The sequence below is a fragment of the Reyranella sp. genome, from assembly GCF_052439685.1.
Lineage (GTDB): Bacteria > Pseudomonadota > Alphaproteobacteria > Reyranellales > Reyranellaceae > Reyranella.
Map to the genome: position 1 here is coordinate 190,360 of NZ_JBQVQG010000002.1, position 19,846 is coordinate 210,205.

21 protein-coding genes are annotated in these 19,846 nt (G+C 66.7%); 13 read left to right on the plus strand and 8 right to left on the minus strand.

From position 1 onward, the window contains the following. Positions 1–3: 3 nt before the first annotated feature. Positions 4–1,347, minus strand: coding sequence for an aromatic ring-hydroxylating dioxygenase subunit alpha (locus tag ACT6UX_RS04020; RefSeq protein WP_444773854.1), 1,344 nt, complete (start codon positions 1,345–1,347; stop codon positions 4–6). A 45-nt stretch (positions 1,348–1,392) separates the two neighbouring features. On the opposite strand from ACT6UX_RS04020, the gene ACT6UX_RS04025 reads away from it, so the two are divergent. From ACT6UX_RS04025 to ACT6UX_RS04040, 4 genes are read left to right on the plus strand one after another with little or no spacing between them, the layout of a single operon-like run. Then, entirely contained in the window at positions 1,393–2,280 is an 888-nt protein-coding gene (locus ACT6UX_RS04025; protein WP_444773855.1) for an alpha/beta fold hydrolase, read from the plus strand. After that, positions 2,277–3,296, plus strand: coding sequence for a zinc-binding dehydrogenase (locus tag ACT6UX_RS04030; protein WP_444773856.1), 1,020 nt, complete (start codon positions 2,277–2,279; stop codon positions 3,294–3,296). The genes ACT6UX_RS04025 and ACT6UX_RS04030 overlap by 4 nt, the downstream gene beginning before the upstream one ends. A 40-nt stretch (positions 3,297–3,336) precedes the next feature. After that, a complete protein-coding gene (locus ACT6UX_RS04035) occupies positions 3,337–3,951 on the plus strand; it encodes a glutathione S-transferase family protein (RefSeq protein WP_444773857.1) in 615 nt (204 codons plus the stop codon). Between the two features lie 22 nt (positions 3,952–3,973). Then, the gene (locus tag ACT6UX_RS04040; protein WP_444773858.1) at positions 3,974–4,633 is read left to right on the plus strand and encodes a hypothetical protein; all 660 of its coding nucleotides are present in this window, start codon (positions 3,974–3,976) and stop codon (positions 4,631–4,633) included. Here the strand turns inward: ACT6UX_RS04040 and ACT6UX_RS04045 are convergent. The 3 genes from ACT6UX_RS04045 to ACT6UX_RS04055 form a co-directional block, all read right to left on the minus strand. Next, a complete protein-coding gene (locus ACT6UX_RS04045) occupies positions 4,605–5,372 on the minus strand; it encodes an RluA family pseudouridine synthase (RefSeq protein WP_444773859.1) in 768 nt (255 codons plus the stop codon). The two genes, ACT6UX_RS04040 and ACT6UX_RS04045, sit on opposite strands and share 29 nt — an antisense overlap. Beyond that, complete coding sequence (locus tag ACT6UX_RS04050) at positions 5,357–6,778, minus strand: amidase (RefSeq protein ID WP_444773860.1); 1,422 nt, start codon at positions 6,776–6,778, stop codon at positions 5,357–5,359. Before ACT6UX_RS04050 ends, ACT6UX_RS04045 begins: the two co-directional genes overlap by 16 nt. A gap of 155 nt (positions 6,779–6,933) precedes the next feature. After that, complete coding sequence (locus ACT6UX_RS04055) at positions 6,934–8,109, minus strand: fumarylacetoacetate hydrolase family protein (RefSeq protein ID WP_444774129.1); 1,176 nt, start codon at positions 8,107–8,109, stop codon at positions 6,934–6,936. A gap of 19 nt (positions 8,110–8,128) precedes the next feature. On the opposite strand from ACT6UX_RS04055, the gene ACT6UX_RS04060 reads away from it, so the two are divergent. Both ACT6UX_RS04060 and ACT6UX_RS04065 read left to right on the plus strand, forming a co-directional pair. Continuing rightward, a complete protein-coding gene (locus ACT6UX_RS04060; protein WP_444773861.1) occupies positions 8,129–9,070 on the plus strand; it encodes a dihydrodipicolinate synthase family protein in 942 nt (313 codons plus the stop codon). Positions 9,071–9,212: 142 nt separating this feature from the next. Further along, positions 9,213–9,563 carry a hypothetical protein gene (locus tag ACT6UX_RS04065; protein WP_444773862.1) on the plus strand — a complete coding sequence of 117 codons (351 nt, stop codon included), beginning with the start codon at positions 9,213–9,215 and terminating at the stop codon, positions 9,561–9,563. Here the strand turns inward: ACT6UX_RS04065 and ACT6UX_RS04070 are convergent. Further along, on the minus strand, positions 9,556–9,678 hold the full coding sequence (locus ACT6UX_RS04070; RefSeq protein WP_444773863.1) for a hypothetical protein: 123 nt from the start codon (positions 9,676–9,678) through the stop codon (positions 9,556–9,558). The two genes, ACT6UX_RS04065 and ACT6UX_RS04070, sit on opposite strands and share 8 nt — an antisense overlap. A gap of 338 nt (positions 9,679–10,016) precedes the next feature. Here ACT6UX_RS04070 and ACT6UX_RS04075 point away from each other — a divergent pair, with 338 nt between their 5' ends. Together ACT6UX_RS04075 and ACT6UX_RS04080 are read left to right on the plus strand one after the other, a co-directional pair. Further along, entirely contained in the window at positions 10,017–10,472 is a 456-nt protein-coding gene (locus ACT6UX_RS04075; protein ID WP_444773864.1) for a GNAT family N-acetyltransferase, read from the plus strand. Positions 10,473–10,608: 136 nt separating this feature from the next. Beyond that, complete coding sequence (locus ACT6UX_RS04080; protein WP_444773865.1) at positions 10,609–11,124, plus strand: hypothetical protein; 516 nt, start codon at positions 10,609–10,611, stop codon at positions 11,122–11,124. A 3-nt stretch (positions 11,125–11,127) separates the two neighbouring features. Here the strand turns inward: ACT6UX_RS04080 and ACT6UX_RS04085 are convergent, their stop codons facing one another. Beyond that, the gene (locus ACT6UX_RS04085; protein ID WP_444773866.1) at positions 11,128–11,772 is read right to left on the minus strand and encodes a glutathione S-transferase family protein; all 645 of its coding nucleotides are present in this window, start codon (positions 11,770–11,772) and stop codon (positions 11,128–11,130) included. 116 nt (positions 11,773–11,888) lie between these two features. Between ACT6UX_RS04085 and ACT6UX_RS04090 the strand changes: the two genes are divergently transcribed. After that, the gene (locus tag ACT6UX_RS04090) at positions 11,889–12,242 is read left to right on the plus strand and encodes a cupin domain-containing protein (RefSeq protein ID WP_444773867.1); all 354 of its coding nucleotides are present in this window, start codon (positions 11,889–11,891) and stop codon (positions 12,240–12,242) included. A gap of 108 nt (positions 12,243–12,350) precedes the next feature. Here ACT6UX_RS04090 and ACT6UX_RS04095 read toward each other — a convergent pair whose 3' ends face one another. Beyond that, entirely contained in the window at positions 12,351–13,883 is a 1,533-nt protein-coding gene (locus tag ACT6UX_RS04095) for an acyl-CoA synthetase (protein ID WP_444773868.1), read from the minus strand. Then, positions 13,883–15,442 (minus strand): acyl-CoA synthetase, encoded by a 1,560-nt coding sequence (locus ACT6UX_RS04100; RefSeq protein WP_444773869.1) that lies wholly within the window; start codon positions 15,440–15,442, stop codon positions 13,883–13,885. Before ACT6UX_RS04100 ends, ACT6UX_RS04095 begins: the two co-directional genes overlap by 1 nt. Positions 15,443–15,502: 60 nt before the next feature. Here ACT6UX_RS04100 and ACT6UX_RS04105 point away from each other — a divergent pair, with 60 nt between their 5' ends. From ACT6UX_RS04105 to ACT6UX_RS04120, 4 genes are read left to right on the plus strand one after another with little or no spacing between them, the layout of a single operon-like run. Next, complete coding sequence (locus tag ACT6UX_RS04105; RefSeq protein WP_444773870.1) at positions 15,503–16,738, plus strand: cytochrome P450; 1,236 nt, start codon at positions 15,503–15,505, stop codon at positions 16,736–16,738. Positions 16,739–16,754: 16 nt separating this feature from the next. Continuing rightward, positions 16,755–17,462, plus strand: a complete 708-nt coding sequence (locus ACT6UX_RS04110; protein WP_444773871.1) for a PP2C family protein-serine/threonine phosphatase — start codon at positions 16,755–16,757, stop codon at positions 17,460–17,462. Then, positions 17,459–18,460: an asparaginase gene (locus tag ACT6UX_RS04115; protein WP_444773872.1), complete on the plus strand. Its 1,002-nt coding sequence runs from the start codon at positions 17,459–17,461 to the stop codon at positions 18,458–18,460. The genes ACT6UX_RS04110 and ACT6UX_RS04115 overlap by 4 nt, the downstream gene beginning before the upstream one ends. 20 nt (positions 18,461–18,480) lie before the next feature. Further along, positions 18,481–19,734, plus strand: a complete 1,254-nt coding sequence (locus ACT6UX_RS04120; RefSeq protein ID WP_444773873.1) for a class I SAM-dependent RNA methyltransferase — start codon at positions 18,481–18,483, stop codon at positions 19,732–19,734. Positions 19,735–19,846: the final 112 nt, after the last annotated feature.

Here is a 19,846-nt window from a genome sequence, read left to right on the forward strand (position 1 = left end):
GGCTCACGCGACAAGCGGCGGGACGGTATCGGCCGCCCAGCTCGAGCCACGGCGGCGGCGCACGTCGACATCCTTCCAGTAGGCTTCCCAGCCCTCGGTCGGCCCCATGCCGTCGATAGCGACAGGACCGCGGATCGTGGCGGCGCGCTGCCGATCGAGCCACATAATGGGCCGTTCGCCATTGCCGACCTGCCCGATCGCCGACAGCAGCATACGCCGGTAGGCGACGATCGCCTTGTCGGTGGTGCCGAGATGCTCGCGCGTGCGGTCCTGGATGCGGCCCTGGCTCTCGACCGCCCATTGGTCGTGGACGTTGATGTCGAAGCCCATGCCGGTGAAGGTCTGGTTCTTCTGTTCGGCGACGCTGTAGCCGTAATCGTTGTGGCGGCCGATCAGCGGGCGATAGTCGGGAAGCTGGTAGAGTTTCAGCCGCTGCTCGCGCATCGCGGCATGGTCGACCGGTTTACCGAAGCTGGTGAAGATCGCGTACCAGTAGCAGCTCGTATCGTCGATCGGCACGTGCCATTGCGTGATCGTCATCTCCGAACTCATCGGGATCACGAAGGCGTAGGGGAAGACGAGGTTGGTCACCCGCACATGGGTGTGCTGCTCGTTCAGCTTGCGCAGCGCGAACAGACGCAGCCCGTAGTCGGTCGCCTCGACGTCGAGCTTCGGCCGCGGGAACTCGCGCAGCAGGCGGGTCATCGGGATGTCGGAGTCGGAGGAGGCGGAGCGGAACTGCTTGCCGTAGGCCGCGCCGGTATCCTCATCCTCGTAGAAGCGGTGCAGGTAGGAGGCGTGGGCGGGATCGATGCCGACCTCCAGCGCCTGCAGCCAGTTGCACTCGATCAGGCCCTTGAAGGCGAAGGCGTGCGTGCCGGGCGCGAGGAAGCAGTCGAAGTCGGGGAAGGCGGGGGCCTCTCCACCCTCTTCAATGGGCCCGAGATAAGCGAAGACGATGCCGTTCTTCACCACCACCGGATAGCTGCGCTGGCGCACCCTCCGGCAGAGCACGCTGCCTTCCGGCTCGGCCGGCGTCTCCAGGCACTTGCCGTCGACATCGAACAGCCAGCCATGGAACAGACAGCGCAGGCCGCCATCCTCGATGCGCCCGAAGGCGAGGTCCGCGCCGCGATGTGGGCAGTCGCGGTCCAGTAGCCCATGCCGGCCGCGCTCGTCGCGGAACAGCACGAAATCCTGGCCCAGCACCCGCACCGGCTTGGCCGGCCGCTCCGCGGGCAGCTCGTCGGCGAGGGCGACAGGATGCCAGTAATGGCGCATCAGGGCGCCGCATTTCGTGCCCGGACCGACCCGGGTCATCAGCTCGTTCTGCTCGGGGCTCATCATGGCCCGAGAGTGACGCAAAGCGCCGGGATTCGCTATAGGGAGCGCATGACCTCCTCTCTGAACGGCATGCCGGGGCCCACTTCCCGCGTCTTTTTTTCCCAGCGCCTGCGTTTGCACTATGTCGACTGGGGCAACCCCGAAGCGCCGCCGCTTCTGCTGGTCCACGGTGGCCGTGACCACTGCCGGAACTGGGACTGGGTTGCACAGGCTCTGCGCAAGGACTGGCACGTGATCTGTCCGGACCTGCGCGGGCATGGTGACAGCCAGTGGTCGCCGGACGGCAACTATTCGATGGCGGCCTACATCTACGATCTGGCCCAGCTCATCCATCAGCAGAACCTGGCGCCGGTGACGATCGTGGCGCATTCGCTCGGGGGCAACATCTGCCTGCGCTACACCGGCATCCACCCCGACAAGGTGCGCAAGCTGGTGGCGATCGAAGGGCTGGGGCCGTCACCCAAGGTCATCGCCGAGCGCGGCAACAAGCCGATGAGCGAGCGCATGACCGACTGGATCGACGAGCAGCGCAAGCTGTCGGCCCGCGCGCCGCGCAAATATCCGACGATCGAGGATGCCTTCAAGCGCATGCAGGAGGAGAACAAGCATCTCTCCGCCGCGCAGGCGCGTCACCTGACCGAGCAGGGCGTCAACCAGAACGAGGACGGCACCTACAGCTGGAAGTTCGACAACTATGTGCGCGTCAACCAGCCGTATGACATGAGCTATCCCGACATTGAGACGCTGTGGTCGCGCATCACCTGTCCGACGCTGCTGGTCTACGGCAAGGAAAGCTGGGCCTCCAATCCGGAGAAGGACGGCCGCATCAAGCACTTCAAGACCGCGAAGGTCGTCGAGTTCGAGCGCGCCGGCCACTGGGTGCAGCATGACCGGCTCGACGATTTCGTGGCGACGACGCGGGAGTTCATCAAATGAGGGCAGCGGTTCTGCGTGGCGGCGAGATGCTGGTCGGCGAAGTGCCGGAGCCCGTGCCGGCGGCCGGACAGGTGCTGGTCAGGACGCTGTGCTGCGGCATCTGTGGCTCGGACCTGCACTATGCCAAGCACGCGCCGCACATGGTCGAGATGTCGAAGCGTATTCCCGGCCGCCAGCCGCTCGATCTCTCGCGCGACGTCGTGTTCGGCCATGAATTCTGCGGCGAGGTGCTGGACTACGGCCCCGGCACGGAGCGCAAGCTGAAGCCGGGCACGCTCGTCTGCTCGATGCCGGTGATCCCGCAGGCGGACGGCCATCGCACGGTCGGCTACTCGAACGATTTCCCCGGCGGCTATGCCGAGCGGATGGTGCTGGCGGCACCGCTGCTGCTGGAAGTGCCAAACGGCTTGTCGGCCGATCACGCGGCACTCACCGAACCGCTCGCCGTCGGTATCCACGCCGTCGAGAAGGCGGCTCTGCAGGACAACGACGCGCCGCTGGTCGTGGGCTGTGGGCCGGTCGGTCTCGCCGCGATCGTCGGGCTGCGGCTGAAGGGCATCCATCCGATCATCGCCGCGGATTTCTCGCCCAAGCGGCGCGAGTTGGCGGCGAAGATGGGCGCCGACATCGTGATCGATCCCCGGCACGAATCGGCCTACGCGAAACTGCCGCCCGGCAGACGCGCCGTGATCTTCGAATGCGTCGGCGTGCCGGGCCTGTTGCAGCAGGTGTTCGAAGCCGCGCCGCGCGACGCGCGCATCGTCGTGGCCGGTGTCTGCATGGAGCCCGACCGGATCGAGCCGCTGTTCGGAATCCTGAAGGAACTCTCGCTCCAGTTCGTGCTGGGCTACACACCCGAGGAGTTCGCCCGCTGCCTTCGCCTGCTGGCCGAAGGCAAGGTGGACGCCGAGGCGCTGATCACCGGCAAGGTCGGGCTCGATGGCGTGAAAGCTGCGTTCGAGGAACTCGGCAATCCGGAGAACCACACCAAGATTCTCGTGGAGCCGTGGCGCTGACTTTGATAGCGCTGCACAACATCAAGGGAGGAAAAGCAAAGTGAAATTCTACAATTCGGTCGGTCCCAACCCGCATATGGTTCGCATGTTCATGGCCGAGAAAGGCTTCGACGTGCCGAAGGTCGAGGTCGACCTGCGCGGCGGCGAGAACCGGCGCGAACCCTTCCTCAAGCTCAATCCGGCGGGACAATGCCCTGCGCTCGAACTCGACGACGGCACCGTGCTGGCCGAGATCACCGCGATCTGCGAGTACATCGACGAGGTCAAGAAGGACACGCCGTCGCTGATCGGCGACACGCCGGAAGAGCGTGCCAACACCCGCATGTGGGTGCGCCGCATCGACCTCAACATCCTCGAGCCGGCGGCCAACGGCTTTCGCTTCTCGCAGGGGCTGAAGTTCTTCCAGGACCGCGTGCACTGCATTCCCGAGGCGGCCGACGGGCTCAAGGAAACGGCGAAGAAGAAGCTGGTCTGGCTCGATGAGCAGATGGGCTCGAAGCCCTTCGTCACGGGCGACAAGCTCACAATGGCCGACATCCTGCTGTTCACCTTCCTCGAATTCCTGGGCAAGGTTGGCCAGCCGCTCGATCCGGCGAACAAGAACCTCACTGCCTGGATGGAACGCATGAAGGCCCGGCCGAGCGCCGCGGCCTGATCGAACGGCGGGAAGTGCGCGCGTGAAGGACTGGACCCTCGCGGCGGCCCTCAACAACGCCCGCTGGTGCGATGCGGTCTGTCGCGTCCACGGTCAGGCCGGCCGCTTCCTGCCGCACATGTGGGTGAACGCCGACGTCGTGCCGCGCTTCTATCCCAATGCCGTGACGCTTGCGGTCGGTGACACCGCGCTCGATGAGCAGCTCACCACCGTCGAGATCCTGCAGAAATCGAACCTGCCCGGCCGCTGGTCTGTGAAGGACAGTTTCAACACGCTCGACCTGTCGCGCCGCGGATTTGACCTGCTGTTCGACGCAACGTGGATCCGCAGCGTCATGCCGGCCGAAGGGCCCTCGACCGACATCGTCTGGACGCGCGAGGAAAAGGGCGAGGGGTGGCCGGTCGACGATCCGGACTTCGCGATGTTCAAGGGGCGGCGCGGCTTCAAGGTCGTGGCCGGCTTCATGCTCTATCGCGCTGAGGAGATGGTCGGCGTGTCCAATGTCGTCGCCGAGGCGGCCGATGCGCCGGCGGTCTGGCGGTCGCTGACCCTGCTTGCGGCACAGACGTTTCCGCGCCTGGCCCTGGTCGGCTACGAATCGGGCGATGAGCTCGTGGCCGCCGTAAAGTCGGGTTTCGAAGCCGGCGACAAGCTCAGGGTGTGGGTGACGGCCCGGGACTGAAGCCACAGGCCACCAGCGCCTTCAGCATATGGGCGGGCGGCGGCGCCGTGACGACGACCGGCGGCTTGCTCTTCGACAGAGGCAGGACGATGCCGTGCGACTGCAGATGGAGCTGGCTGTCCGGCCTTGCATGTCCATAGAGTCGGTCGGCGATGACCGGGCAACCGGCGGCGGCGCAATGCACGCGAATCTGATGGGTACGGCCGGTCTCCGGCTTCAGCTCCAGCCAGGTCATGCCGGGCGCACGGCCCAGCACCTCGTAGCGTGTCACCGAGGGTTGGCCCTTGTCGGAAACCTTCACCGACCAGCCGCTGCGCGTGTTCACCTTGAGCAGCGGCATGTCGAACACGCCTTCGTCGGCTGGGGGTGATCCCTCGACCACCGCCCAATAGGTCTTCTCGGTGTCGCGGCCGGAGAACAGGCGCCCCAGCTTGGCGAGTGCCTTCGGGTGGCGCCCCAGAACCAGAACGCCTGCCGTGTCGGCATCGAGCCGGTGGGCCAGCGCCGGCGGCCGCGGCAGGCCGTAGCGGAGATCGTCGAAACACTCTTCCAGGTTGGGCGCGCCGCTCGGCCCGGCATGCACGGCGAGGCCGGCCGGTTTGTCGATCACCAGGATCAGCCCATCGCGATGCAGCACGCGGATCTGGATCTGCTCGGCCGTCAGCGGCGGCGGCCTTTTAGGCGGCGCCTTGGATGATCCCTGGCGCGACGCCGTATGCGGCCTCAAAGGTCGGGCCATCGATCGAGCCAGCCCTCGCTCGCCTCGTAGAGCGCGGCGGCGCGCAGCACCGAAGCCTCGTCGCGGAAGCGGCCGACAATCTGCAGGCTGGTCGGCAGGCCTTCGGAATCGTAGCCGTTGCAGATCGAGAGGGCGGGGTGGCCGGTGATGTTGAACGGCATGGTGTAGGGGAACCAGTTGCGCCGCAGCTCGCCGGCCTCGACCCCGTCGATGGTGATCGGATCGAACAGATCCTGGTCGATCGGCAGGGCGGTGCGCGACACGGTCGGTGTGACCAGGAAGTCGGCGGCCTCGAACCAGCCCTGAACCATGCGGAACAAGTCGCTGCGTTGGAACATCGCGCGCTGATAATCAGCGCCCGACCAGTCGGCCGCCTCGGCGACCTGGCGCACCAGCGACGGCGTCATCCGGTTGCCGTCGCGGCGGATCATCTCGTCGAAGCGCGCCTTCCAGGTCGTGTGGTTGATGACCTTCCATGCCGAGCTGAGGTCGGGCAGCTCCTCGGTGAGTTCGACCAGCTCGGCGCCCAGTTCGCGCAGCCGCACCAGCGATTGCTCGAAGGCGGCACGGACGTCCTTTGCCACGAGCGTGTTCCCGAGCGTCGCGCTGTAGAGGATGCGCTTGCCCTTGAGATCGCCTTCGGTGCGGGCAGCGGCCAGATAGTCCGGCGGTTCGATGCCGATCGACCACGGGTCCGACGGATGCGGGCCGGCCATCGCCTGCAGCATCAGGGCGGTGTCCATCACCGTGCGCGTCATCGGCGTTACGTAGGTGTAGTTGCCGAACGCATCGGCCACCTGGCTGTGCGGGATGACGCCGTTGCTCTGCTTCAGCCCGACCATGCCGTTGATGGCGGCGGGAATGCGGGTCGAGCCGCCGCCGTCGGTGGCGATGCCGATCGGGCCGATGCCGGCGGCGACTGCGACCGCCGCGCCGCCGCTGGAGCCGCCCGACGTATGCGCAGCGCTCCAGGCGTTGCGGGTGCGGCCGAACAGCGGTGCATCGGTCAGCGACTTGTGGCCGAACTCCGGGGTCGTGGTCTTGCCGAACAGGATGGCGCCCGCGCCCTTCACCCGCGCGGCGCAGACCGCATCTTCCTTCGGCACGTTGTTTTCGTACAGAAGCGACCCGAAGGTGGTGCGCACGCCCGCCGTGTTCACCAGATCCTTGGCGGCGAAGGGAATGCCGTGCAGCAGGCCGAGCGGTTCGCCGCGCATCACGGCGTCTTCCGCCGCCTTCGCCGCCGCCCGGGCCTGGTCGGGTATCAGGGTGACGAAGCAGTTCAGCACCGGCTGCAGCTTCTCGGCGCGCGCCAGCACGGCATCGGTCAGCTCGACGGGCGAGATTTGCTTGGCGGCGATGTGCTCGCGCAGGTCGGAAGCGGGCAGGCGGGTGAGGTCGGTCATGGTCTTCCTTGGCTCGCTACCCAAGGACCTCATCCTGAGGAGGTCGCGAAGCGACCGTCTCGAAGGATGGGATACGCAGGCGCTGTCTGTTGCCCATCCTTCGACACGGCCCTGCGGGCCTCCTCAGGATGAGGTTCTGGTTGTGGTGACGGTTATTACCGCAGCAACCCCCGTGCCGCGAGGTTTCGCATCAGGGCTCCCGCACCGAAGGTCCACGGCGCGATCTTGTCGCAATGGGCCACCTTGTTGGTGAGCGTGCCGAGCTTGGGCGAGCGGATGGACACCAGGTCGCCCACCATGTGGGTGAAGCCGGTGCCGCCGGGCTTGCGTGGTTCGGTCGGCGCGAAGAGCGTACCGGTCATCAGCGCCATGCCGTCGGGATACTGATGCGCGCTCATCGCCTGGGCGACGAGATCGGTGGGATCGCGGCTGATCTTCGAGAGGTCGCTCGACCCGCGCAGGCGGAACTGGTCCGGGCCGGTCACTTCGAGATCGACCTTGGCCTGGCGCACGTCGTCCAGCGAGAAGGTGTCGTCGAATAGGCGGATGAAAGGACCGAGCGCGCAGGAGGCATTGTTGTCCTTGGCGATGCCCAGCAGGAGTGCGCTGCGCCCCTCGATGTCGCGCAGGTTCACGTCGTTGCCCAGGGTCGCGCCGACGATCTTTCCCTTGGCGCTGACGATCAGCGTCACCTCGGGCTCGGGATTGTTCCAGTCGGAATCCGGCCGGATGCCGATCTCGGCACCGTAGCCGACCGCAGCCATGGGCGGCGCCTTGGTGAAGATCTCGGCATAGGGGCCGATGCCGACTTCGAGGTAGGGCGACCACGCACCGCGCGCCATCAGCGTCTTCTTCAGCGCCTCGGCCTCGGGCGAACCCGGCTTGATGGCGCTGACATCGGCGCCGATGATCGAGTTCAGCTCGCCGCGCACCTGCTCGGCGCGTGCGGGATCACCCTTGGCATGTTCCTCGATCAGCCGCTCCAGCAGGCTGACGGCGAAGGTGACGCCGGCGGCCTTCAGGGCCTGCAGGTCGACCGGCGCCAGGAGGTCGCCGACGAGGTCCTGCAGCGCGCCGATGCGCTCGCCCGGCGTATTGCGCGCGAGGCCCGTCGGATCGGGCGCATTGCAGAGATCGGCCATCGTGGGGACCGTCGCGGAGAGGTCAAAAACCCCGTCTTCCCGGATCGCGACGACCGAAGGCCCCGCCGGATGGCCGGCCCGCCAGAGGCGGCCGACCAGGGTGCCGGACGTGCCGTCCTCGGGCAGGATTTCGCTGAGAGATGCTGACACTGGACGTCTCCGGCGCTTCGTTGCAGAAAGGCGCGCCATTCCCGGGAGAAATAAGATCATGGCCGAAGCACGGATCAAAGGCGTTCTTTCGCCCGTCGTCACGCCCTTCAAGCGCGACCTGTCGCCAGATGTCGGCCGCTTCATTGCGCACTGCAAGTGGCTGATCAGCCAAGATTGCGGCCTCGCGGTCTTCGGCACCAATTCGGAAGCCAATTCGCTGTCGGCCAAGGAGCGGATGACCCTGCTCGAAGCCGTCGTCGCCTCCGGCGTGCCGACCGCACGCATGATGCCCGGCACCGGCGCCTGCTCGATCACCGAAGCTGCCGAAGTCAGCGCCCATGCGGTGAAGCTCGGCGTCGGCGGCGTGCTGATGCTGCCGCCATTCTATTACAAGGGTGTTCCGGAGGAGGGGCTGTTCCGCTTCTACTCGGAAGTCGTGCAGCGGGTCGGTGACGACCGCCTGCGCGTCTACCTCTATCACATCCCGCCGGTCTCGGCCGTGCCGATCACGCACAAGCTGGTCGAGCGGCTGATGAAAGCCTATCCGAAGCAGATCGCCGGTATGAAGGATTCGTCCGACGACTGGCCCCACACCAAGAGCATGATCGACGCCTTTGCCAAGGACGGCTTCGACGTCTTCTCCGGCAACGAGAAGCCGATCCTGGAGAATCTCAAGGCGGGCGGCGTCGGCTGCATCAGCGCCACCGCCAACATCAACCCGGGCAAGATCGCCGAGACGATCAAGGCCTACGGCACGCCGGAAGGCGACAAGCTGCAGGCCTGGATCAACGAGGTCCGCGGCGTCATGCAGGGCTACGTAATGATCCCGGCGCTGAAGTACGTGATCGCGCACTACGGCGCTGATCCGCACTGGACCCCGGTCCGTCCGCCGCTCGTCGAGATCGACGAGAAGACCGGCCGCGACATGATCGAGAAGCTCGACAAGCTCGGCTTCACCATGCCCGGCCTCAAGCAGGCGATGGCCGTCGCGGCGGAGTGACCGCGGCCTCGGCGCTTGCCGCGTGATTCTGCCCGGCTGGAGGAGCGTGCGAGCCGCGGCGTTCGGGGTCGCATTTGCCGTGCCGATGGCTGCTGCAGTTGGGCAGTCGCCTCCGTGGACTGACGTGGAGCGATGCGGCTCGATGATCGTGCAATCCAGGTCGGGATTCAGCGCCGACTGGCGCATGACCATCCATGACTTTCAGGTGCTTCTCGGGTGGGACGGGAAGCGCTTGTTTGGACCGCGGGTCTCCGCCGGAGGCCCACGCCCCGTATGCTTGGACGGCGTTGCCGTTGCCACGCGCACGATTGCTCCCGGCTCTGGGGACGTGTTCCTCGACATCGTCGGAGAAGATGGCGCCGTGACGAGCATCGCGGACGGCTACATCAAGGGGCGCCATTGGGAGAACGTCCCGGTCGTCATCGACTCGGCTGCCCGCTCACATGTGCAACCTCAGCATCTGAAATACTTCGTATTCGAGGACATCAGGTGAGGGCGGTCAGCGCGATCCTCGACGGAGTCGCTTCACTGGTGGAGCGACTGCTGCCGGGGCGCGCGACGAGAATCATCGTGTCGATATTGCTCGCGGTCGCAGTCGCTTCGATCATCTATGCCGTCAATTCCGTCAAACTCGCGAGATGGCTCTAACAGGCCGGTGAAAAGGGGGGAGTCATGCGAATAAACGAAACAAACGAAATAATCGAAATAAATGAAGCGAATGTCGCAGCCCCCGAAACCTGTGCCGCGGTGACCGTTGACAAAGTTGCAGTCGCGAGCCTATAAAATTGCTATGCTCAAGACCCAGTCCCACAATGCTTGGTATTTTACGCCCCTTACATAGGCGGCGCGAAGGGTCATGACTCAACGAAGCCGCCGCATCCCGGCGGCTTTTGTGTTCTAGGACTTGGCCTCCGGGCCGCGGCGGAACCCGCAACCGGAGGACGACATGTCGATCATCGAAGCAGAAATTGAACCGCACCAGTTGCCGCTCGCCATCCGTGTGAGGCTGGCGGGCCCGCGCGACATCGAGGAACTGTGCGCGCTCCTCGACGATGGCGAGACCGCGCGCGAGCAGGTGCTCACCTGGCTCGAGACGCCCGGCACGACCCTGCTGGTCGCGCAGAGCGAGATCGGTGTCCTCGCCGTCGCAGTGCTGATGACCCGGCTTGTGCCGCTGGAGGGGATGGGCGCCCACAAGGTCATCGAGGTCGACAATCTCGTGGTGCAAGCCGAACATCGCGGCCGTCGGGTCGGCCGGCGTTTGCTGGCCGCCGCCGTCGAATGGTCGCGCCAGCGTCGCGCCGTGCAGGTCGAGGCCGTGGTGGGTGAGGGGCCGGCCAAGCGCTTCTACGAGAATTTCGGTTTCGCGGCGGCAGCGGATCGCTTGGTGCTGGCGGCCTGACACCTGATTTGCAGTGCAACTGAAGCAGCCAAGGCTGCGGGTTTCGCGATGTGAACAATGAGAGGTTCACGTCGGACAATGTGATATGGTCCGAACTCTTGCACATCCAGTGCCGGACAATTGTGCAGGAGTAATCGTGGCCAAACATACGAAGCAAGCGCCGGTTGCCAAGGCGAAGGCGCCGGTCGGGGTCAAGCAGACGATGGCCAAGCCCATCTCGAGCTACACCGATCCCGAGCATCTGCGCACCTTGATGCAGAATGCCAAGCGCATGGGGCGCGACGACATCTGGCGGCAGGCCTTCGACCAGCTTTGCTCACTCGAAGGCGCCGACAAGGAAGATCCGCTGGAACGGGCCTTTTACAGCACGCTGGCGGCTTATGAGCAGCTGCTGACGCAGAAGAACGGTCGCGCCACCCGCGCGAGCCGGACGCGTCTCAAGCTCAAGGGCAAGGGCGTGGTCGCCTGCCTGGAGGACTGGGCGAAGAGCAAGGAACCGCCCGAATCCTTCGAACTGCTGGTCGCGAACGGCATGGTGGAGATGACGGGCGAGCAGCTGGTGCTGACCTATCCCGACCGGTTCTCGGCCGAAGCGGTCGCGGGCGCCACGGCGCGTCTTGCGACGTTGACCGCGGCGGCGCCCGCAAGCTGACCTCTAGGCCGGCTCGGCGTCGCGGGCGGCCCACATCTTCTTGAAGGCGGGGCGGGCCTGGCAGGCGGCAAGCCAGGCCTTGACGCGTGGCGCGGCCTCGAACAGTTCCGGGGCCGGCTGGGCATAGCGCACGATCTCGGCGGCGTTGAGGTCGGCCACGGTGAAGCGGTCGCCCACCAGCCAGCCGCTCTTGGTCAGCGCCTTGTCGAGCACGGCGAAGGGTCCCTTGAGCGCTTCGACCGCGGCGTCGGCGATCTTCGGGTCCTTCACGCCGTTCGGATTGCCCATGCGGTGATAGAGGACGTTGATCGCGTGCGGCTCGACGCCGGTCGCGGCCCACAGGCTCCACATCGCGATCTGGCCTTCCTCCGCGACGGTCGCGCCGGCGACCGGGCCTCCGTGCTTGCGCGCGAGATAGAGGTTGATCGCGAGCGATTCATGCAGCACCAGCCCGTCATCGTCGATCGAGGGAATGAGGCCGTTCGGATTGATCTTCAGGAATTCCGGCGACTGGGTGTGCAGCATTCCGGTCGGTACGGTGCGATAGTGCTGGATCACCGGCACCTGCCTGAACGGGATGCCGAGTTCCTCGGCCAGCCAGATGTTGCGTGACGCGCGGGACCGGTAGACGCCATAGATCGTGAGCATGAAAGACCCTATTTGATCGAACTGTTTTCTTGACGGGATCGCGCCCGTTCTTAAGGCTTGCGACGTTCAAGACACAGTGAAAACCGGACCGGGCACTCCAGCAAGGAGGATCGACGATGACGGCACCGAGGACACTCGAAGCGGTGAAGGATGCCAGCCACCTCTACGAGGTCGAGCGGCGTGCCTACCACCTCCAGCGGCCGGGCTTCCGGGTCGCCGAGCTGCAGCTCTCGCCCACGCAGAAGGTACCCTGGCACTTCCACAACAACATCAGCGACACGTTCTATGTGGTCGAGGGAACGATGCGGCTCTTCCTGCAGCAGCCCAAGCAGGAGGTGATCCTGACCCCCGGCGAGAGTTTCGTCGCCGCGCCCGGGAGGCCGCACCTCGTGACTAACGGCGGAACCGCGTCGCTCACGTTCCTGATCATGCAAGGTGTCGGCGAGTACGACTACGTGCCGCTGGTTTGACCTTCATGTCGTCCTGAGTGACGCGAAGGATCTCGCGCCGGCAACGGAGTCCTCTGGTCGCTCCGCAAAGTCCTTCGCGCTGCTCAGGACGACAACGAGCGAGCCGCCCTAGCTGATCGCCGGGGCGTTCTGCCCGACGAACTGGACGCGCAATTCCCGCTTCAGGACCTTGCCGGTGGCGTTGCGCGGGAGGGCATCGACGAAGGTTACGGACTGCGGGACCTTGAACTTGGCTAGCCGTCCGAGGCAGTGGCGGATCACGTCGCCCTCGGCGAGGTCCTGATCGGGCTTGCGCACGACGATCGCCATGCCGACCTCGCCCCAGCGCTGGTTGGGCACGCCGATGATGGCAGCGTCGGCGATGGCGGGGATCTGGAACAGCACATTCTCGACCTCGGCGGGATACACGTTCTCGCCGCCGGAGATGTACATGTCCTTCCAGCGGTCGACGATGTAGACGAAGCCTTCCTCGTCGAGCCGCGCGGCATCGCCGGTATGCAGCCAGCCGTCGGTGAAGCTGCGCTCGGTCGCGGCGCGATTGTTCCAGTAGCCCGGCGTGATGTTGGGACCTTTGATCAGCAGCTCGCCAATGCCGCCCGCCGCCACGTCGCGACCCTCGTCGTCGACCACGCGGATCGCGGTGTGCATCATCGCCTTGCCGGCCGATCCCAGCTTGCGGATCGCGTCGGCGGCATCGAGCATGGTGCCGGCGGGGCTGGTCTCGGTCATGCCCCAGCCCTGCACGAGCGGCACGCCGCGGGCGGTCCAGGTTTCGAGGATAGCGAGCGCGCAAGGGGCGCCGCCAACGCCGGCGATGCGCAGCCGCGAGAGATCGGCCTCCGCGAACTTCGGATGCTGCATCATGAACTGGTAGGGCGCCGGCACCGCGAAGAAGTGGGTGATGCCGAGCGCTGGATCGGAAAGGCAATCGAGCGCCTGGCCGGGATCGAAGGTGCGCATGATCACGATGGTGCCGCCGGCATGGAGCACCGGATTGGCGTAGCAGTTGAGACCGCCGGTATGGAACAGCGGCAGCACCACGAGCTGCACCGTCTCGGGCGTGATCAGCGCCGGAATGCCAAGATTCACGCAGTTCCAGAACACCATCCCGTGCGTGATGATCGCGCCCTTCGGGTGCCCGGTCGTGCCTGACGTGTACATGACCATGCCGATATCGTCGTGCGTCAGCGCCGCGGAAGGGGGCGCCGGTCCGTCCTCGGCAAGCGCCCGCTCGTAAGCGCCGTCGGGCCGCTCGTGGTCTATCTCGAGCAGGTGCTCCGACAGCGCTGCGGCTGCTTCCGCAAAGCCCTTGTCGTGGATCAGCAGCTTTGGGCTCGAGTCGCTCAGTATGTACTCCAGCTCCGGCACGGTGAGCCGCCAGTTCAGCGGCAGCATGATCGCGCCCAGTCGGCCGCAGGCGAATTGCAGCTCGAAGTATTCGGCGCAGTTGGGCGCGAGCAGGGCGATGCGGTCGCCCTTCGCGATGCCCCGTGCCGCCAGCGCTGCGGTCAGCCGGCCGATTCGGGCATCGAGAGCGGCGTAGGAGAGTTTCCGTCCCATATGGAGGTCGTGAATGGCGAGGTGGTGAGGACGCCGGCCCGCATGGTGGGCGATCCAGTCGAAGTAGGGAATCGTCGGCATCAGTTCACGGCCTCGGTGAGGTTCTTCCAGTACGGCTCGCGCAACTCGCGCTTCAGGACCTTGCCGGCGCCCGACAGCGGCAGAGGCGTGTCACGGAAGTCGACGCTGCGTGGGCATTTGAACCCAGCGATCTGGTTGCGGCAATGGTCGATCACGTCTTCGGGCGTAAGCGACGCGCCCTGCCGGAGCACGATGATGGCATGGACCCGCTCGCCCCATTGGTCGTCGGGCACCCCGATCACCGCCACCTCGGCGACACCTGGCATCGTCGAGATCGCGTTCTCGACCTCGGCCGAATAGACGTTCTCGCCGCCGGAGATGATCATGTCCTTCAGCCGGTCGACGATGAAGACGAAGCCTTCCTCATCCATGGTGGCGCCGTCGCCGGAATAGTACCAGCCGTCCTCCAGCACCGCCTCGGTTTCGGCCGGCTTGTTCCAGTAGCCCTTCATCACGTTGGCGCCGCGGACGGCCAGCTCGCCGGCTGTGCCGCGCGGCACTTCGAGACGGTCGGCATCGACGATCTTGACCTCACAGGCGAGCACCGCCTGGCCGCACGATCTCAGGCGACCGGCAAAGGGACCGTCCAGCACCGTGTAGCGCGGATCGAGCAGGGTGACGATGGGCGAGGCCTCGGTCATGCCGTAGCCGTGCATCAGGCGAACCTGCGGCATCCGCTCGATCGCCTTGCGCACGATACCTTCCGGCATCGGCGAGGCGCCGTAGAGGATGAAGGACAGGGTGCCGATGTCGAATTCGTCGAACCGCTCGTGGTTGACCAGCATGTTGATCATGGTCGGCACGAACTGCGCGTGCGTCACCTTTTCGGTCTGGATGGTGAGCAGCACCTCGACCGGCTCGAAGCGCGGCACGAAGGCATGGCGTCCGCCCGACAAAGTGACGCCGAAGGTCGAGGCGCCGTCGGCAAGATGGAACATTGCCCCGGAATGGAGATAGGCGGTGTCGGCATCGAAGCCCATGCCGGCGACGCCGTTCAGCGCGTTGACCACCAGGTTGGTGTGGGTGAGCATCACGCCCTTGGAACGCCCCGTGGTGCCGCCGGTATAGAACAGTCCGGCGAGATCGTCGTCATGGGCACCGACATCCTCCATCGCCTCATAGCTGGTGAGGTCCTCGTAATGGAGGATGCCGTCGGGCCCCGCGAGATCGTCCAGCCACACGACCTCGCGCACCGACGGCGTGCGGCCGTCGAGCGCCTTCAGATGGTGCGACATGCCGGTGTCGACGAACAGTGCGGCCGCGCCGGAATCGTTCAGGATGTATTCGATCTCGGGCGCCGCCAGCCGGGTGTTCACCGGCACCATCACCGCACCCATCCAGGGCAGGGCGTACATCAGTTCGAGATAGCGATCGGAGTTCAGGGCGAGGATGGCCACCCTGTCGCCGCGGCGCACGCCCAGTGCGGAAAGTGCGCCGGCCACCCGGCTGATCCGGTCGGCGCTCTGCTGCCAGGTGCGTCGGCGGCCGGCGAAGGATGTGGCGATGCCGTTGGGGCGGGTCTGGACGGCGCGGCGGAGTCCCTGGGTGAGTGCAAACATGGAGGGATGCTAGGGGCTCGCTCGTTCGCGCGGCAAGGGGCTTCGTGGTAGAGGGGAGGGATGGACATCATCGCCCAGCCGACCGCCCCTGCGAAGGACCTCGAGTTCAATCCGCTCGACCCGGCCTTCATCGCCGACCCCTATCCCTTCTACCGGCGGCTGCGCGAGGCGGCGCCGGTGCTGAAGACGCCGCAGGGCTTCTGGCTGATCACGCGCTACGACGACGTGGCGCTTTCGCTCCGCGACAAGCGCTTCGGCAAGGACTTCGAAGGCAACATGCGCCGCCGCTACGGCACCGACCGGATGAACGAGCCTGCGGTGGCGAGCCTCGCGAAGACGATGCTGGTGCAGGATCCGCCCGATCACACGCGCCTGCGCGGCCTGGTCACCAAGGCCTTTACCGCCCGCCGCGTCGCCGACATGCGGCCGCGCATCAAGGAACTGGTGGACGAGCAGCTCGACCGGGTCGCGGACAAGGGCGAGATGGACGTGATGCGCGACCTGGCGCACCGGCTGCCGGTCATCGTGATCTGCGACATGCTGGGCATTCCCGAAGAGCATCGCGCACCCTTCCTGGCGGGGAGCAACGTTAACGGCCGCATCCTCGAACCGGTTCCGATGACCCGCGAGGAGCTCGACCAGGCCAACCGCAACACCCAGATGGCCGGGGTCTATTTCAACCAGCTGTGCGAGCTGCGCCGCCGCGAGCCGCGCGACGATCTCACCACCGAGCTGGTGAAGGCGGAGGAGGCGGGCGACAAGCTGTCGGCCGAGGAACTGCAGGCGAATATCGGCCTGCTGTTCGGCGCCGGTCACGAGACCACCACCAACCTGATCGGCAACGGCCTGCTGGCGCTGCATCGCAACCGCGATCAGTGGGAGCGACTCAAGGCCGACCCGTCGCTGATCCCCAACGCGGTCGAGGAGCTGCTGCGCTACGACTCGTCGGTGCAGATCACTGGCCGCGTCACCCACGCCGAGGTCGAACTGGGCGGCGTGACGATCGGCGCGGAGCAGAGCATCGTCGCCCTGCTGGGCGCGGCCAACCGCGATCCGGCGCAGTATCCCGATCCCGACCGGCTCGATGTCGGCCGCGAGCATATCCGGCCAATGTCGTTCGGCGGCGGCATCCATCACTGCCTCGGCGCGCAGCTGGCGCGACTGGAAGCCGAGCTGGTGTTCGCGGCGCTTATCGAGCGCATGCCCAACCTCACCCTGCCCGAAAAGGACGCGCCCGCCTGGCGCCGCAGCTTCACCCTGCGCGGCCTCAGCAAGCTCCCGGCGGTCTGGCACTGAAGGACTTTCGAAAGACATGACGACGCGGTGGCGGGGCGAGGGCGGCCAGCATCAGGGCGCCCGTCCTTACCAGGAAGACAGTTGGCGTCTGGTGACGCTGGGCGACGGCTCGCTGCTGGCGGTGGTGGCCGACGGCATGGGCGGCCATGCTGGCGGCGCGGTCGCGAGCCAGCTCGCGGTCGATGCCTTCATCCATGCGATGGAGCAGGGCGGCGGGCTGGACGACGGGCTGAACGACGCCAACCAGGCGGTCGGCCGCGGCGCACTCGCCCGGCATGAACTCACCGGCATGGGCGCCACCCTGGTCGCGGCTCAGCTGCGCGGCGACGAGGTGCGCTGGATCAGCGTCGGGGATTCACCCTTCTATCTGGTCGAGGCGGGCAAGATCGTCCGGCTCAATGCCGATCATTCGATGGCGCCGCAGATCGACGCGCTGGTCGCCCGCGGCATGCTCTCGGCCGAGGACGCCGAACATCATCCCGGCCGGCATACCTTGCGCGAGGCGGTGATGGGCGAGCCGCTCACCCTGATCGACCGGGGCAACCGCCGGCTGGGCCCCGACGCCCGCCTGCTGGTGTGCAGCGACGGCGTGCACAGTCTCAGCAGCGAACAGTTGCTCGCGCAGGCCGCCCTTCCCGCAGAGCGCATCGTCGCCGCGGTGCTGGCGGCGGCCAAGGAACATCAGGACAATATCACCGTGGTAAAGCTGGAGCGCGCGCGATGAGCCGAGGTCCTGTCGTCATCGAAGTCACGCGCGGGCCGGTCGTCGAGAGCCGGCACGAGGGCATCGCCGCGGTGGTGAAGGCCGACGGCACCGTGGTCGAGTCGTGGGGCGACATCGAGGCCGCGATTCTGCCGCGCTCGGCCAACAAGCCCATCCAGGCAATGGCTTTCGTCGAGAGCGGCGCGGTCGAGCGCTTCGGCCTCGGCGACGAGCATGTCGCGCTGTCCTGCGCCTCGCACAACGGCGAGACCCGCCATGTCGAGACGGTGCGCGCCTGGCTGGCAAAGGTCGGGTTGAGCGAAGCCGATCTCGAATGCGGCACGCATGCGCCGCGCCTGCAGTCGAGCATCGAGGCGCTGGCCCGCACCAATACGCTGCCGACGGCGGCGTTCAACAACTGCTCGGGCAAGCATAGCGGCTTCCTGACGACGGCCGTGCACTATGGCGAGCCGACCAAGGGCTACATCCAGTACGACCATCCGGTGCAGCGCCGGCTGCGCGAGACGATGAGCGCGCTGTGCGGCCTCGATGCCGACGCCTTTCCACACGGCACCGATGGCTGCGGAATTCCTACGCTCGCCACACCGCTCAAAAGCCTGGCGCAGGCGATGGCGTCGATGGCCGATCCGTCGCGCCTGTCGAGCAAGCGCGCCGACGCCGCGAATCGCATCCGCAAGGCGATGAACGCCGAGCCCTTCATGGTCGCGGGCAGCGGCCGCTTCTGCACCCGCATCAACGAGGCCGCGCCCGGCGTCATCCAGGTGAAGACCGGCGCCGAGGGCGTGTTCTGCGGCATGCTGCCGACCCTGGGCCTCGGCGTGGCCCTGAAGGTCTGGGACGGCGCGGGTCGGGCGGGCGAGGTCGCGATGGCGGCGCTGCTGGATCATCTCGGCGCGCTGCCGGCGGCGCAACGCGAAGACGTGCTGCATCCGCAGATCAAGAACGTCGTCGGCCTGCTGGTCGGCGAGATGAGGCCGGCCAGGAGCTGGCTGGGCTGAGACCCGGCGGAAGGTTCATCGTGAGCATCACGCTCGACATCCTGGAAGTCGGCGCCCGCGGCGACGGCGTCGCCGATCTCGAAGGCAAGCGCTACTTCGTGCCGTATTGTCTGCCGGCTGAGACGGTCGAGGCCGAGCCGCTCGACAAGCGCGGCGACGGCATCGCCTGCGAACTGGTCGAGGTGCTGGCGCCGTCGCGCCACCGCGAGACGCCGCCGTGCCCGTATTTCGGCACCTGTGGCGGCTGCGCGCTGCAGCATTGGCGGCGCGACATCTATACCGGCTGGAAGAGCGAACTGATCGCCAAGGCGCTGGCGCAGCGCGGTGTGAAGGCCCCGCGCTTCGAGGCGCCAGTCGGCTGCGAGCCGGGCGAGCGCCGCCGCGCCGACATCGTGCTGCGGCGCGAGGGCAAGCGGATCCTCGCCGGCTTCCACGAACGCGCCAGCCAGACCGTCGTCGACATCGACACCTGCGTCGTGGCGAGTGCGAAGATCAACGCCGCCCTCGCGCCCCTGCGATCGGCGATGGCCGCCATCCTGCGCGACGGCACCTCGGCCGATGCCGTGGTCAACGAGACCGACACCGGCCTCGACGTGCTGATCCGTCCGCACCGCCGCTTCGACCTGACGCTGCCGATCCGCGAGACGCTGATCGCGCTGGCCGAAAGCGCCGATATGGCGCGCGTGAGTTGGGGCGACCGAGCGACGGCCGAGCCGGTGCTGGTGCGCCGCACGCCGCGGCTCATCCTGGGCGACGTCACGATCGAGCCGCCGCCGGGCGCGTTCCTGCAGGCGACCAAGCGCGCCGAGCTGGTGATGCGTGCGGGCGTCAACGCCTGGGCCGGGGAGGCCGCGCATCTCGCCGACCTTTTCGCCGGCATCGGTGCGCTATCGCTCGGCAAGCCGGGCAAGCTCAGCCTTTTCGAGTATGACCGTCCGTCGGTTGCCGCCGTCGATGCAGCGGCGCGCAAGCTGGGCGGCAACCGCGTGACCGTGCAGCTGCGCGATCTGTTCCGGCGGCCGCTGAGCACAAAGGAACTCGATGCCTTCGACGCCGTCGTGCTCGACCCGCCGCGCGCCGGTGCGGCCGCGCAATGCGCCGAACTCGTGGCCTCCAAGGTGAAGCGCATCGTCTACGCCTCCTGCGACCCTGCCAGCTTCGCCCGCGACGTCCGCACCCTGCAGGATGGCGGCTACCGGCTGGAGAAACTCATGCCCATCGACCAGTTCCTGTGGTCGGCACACGTCGAACTGATCGCGCTGCTGACGCGGTAGGGGCGTGTCGGCGCACGGCTGCCGTTCGTGTCATCCTGAACGAAGCGAAGGATCTCTCGCCTGCCAGGGAGTCCGTTGACCGTTCCATCAGATCCGTCGCGCTGCTCGCGTC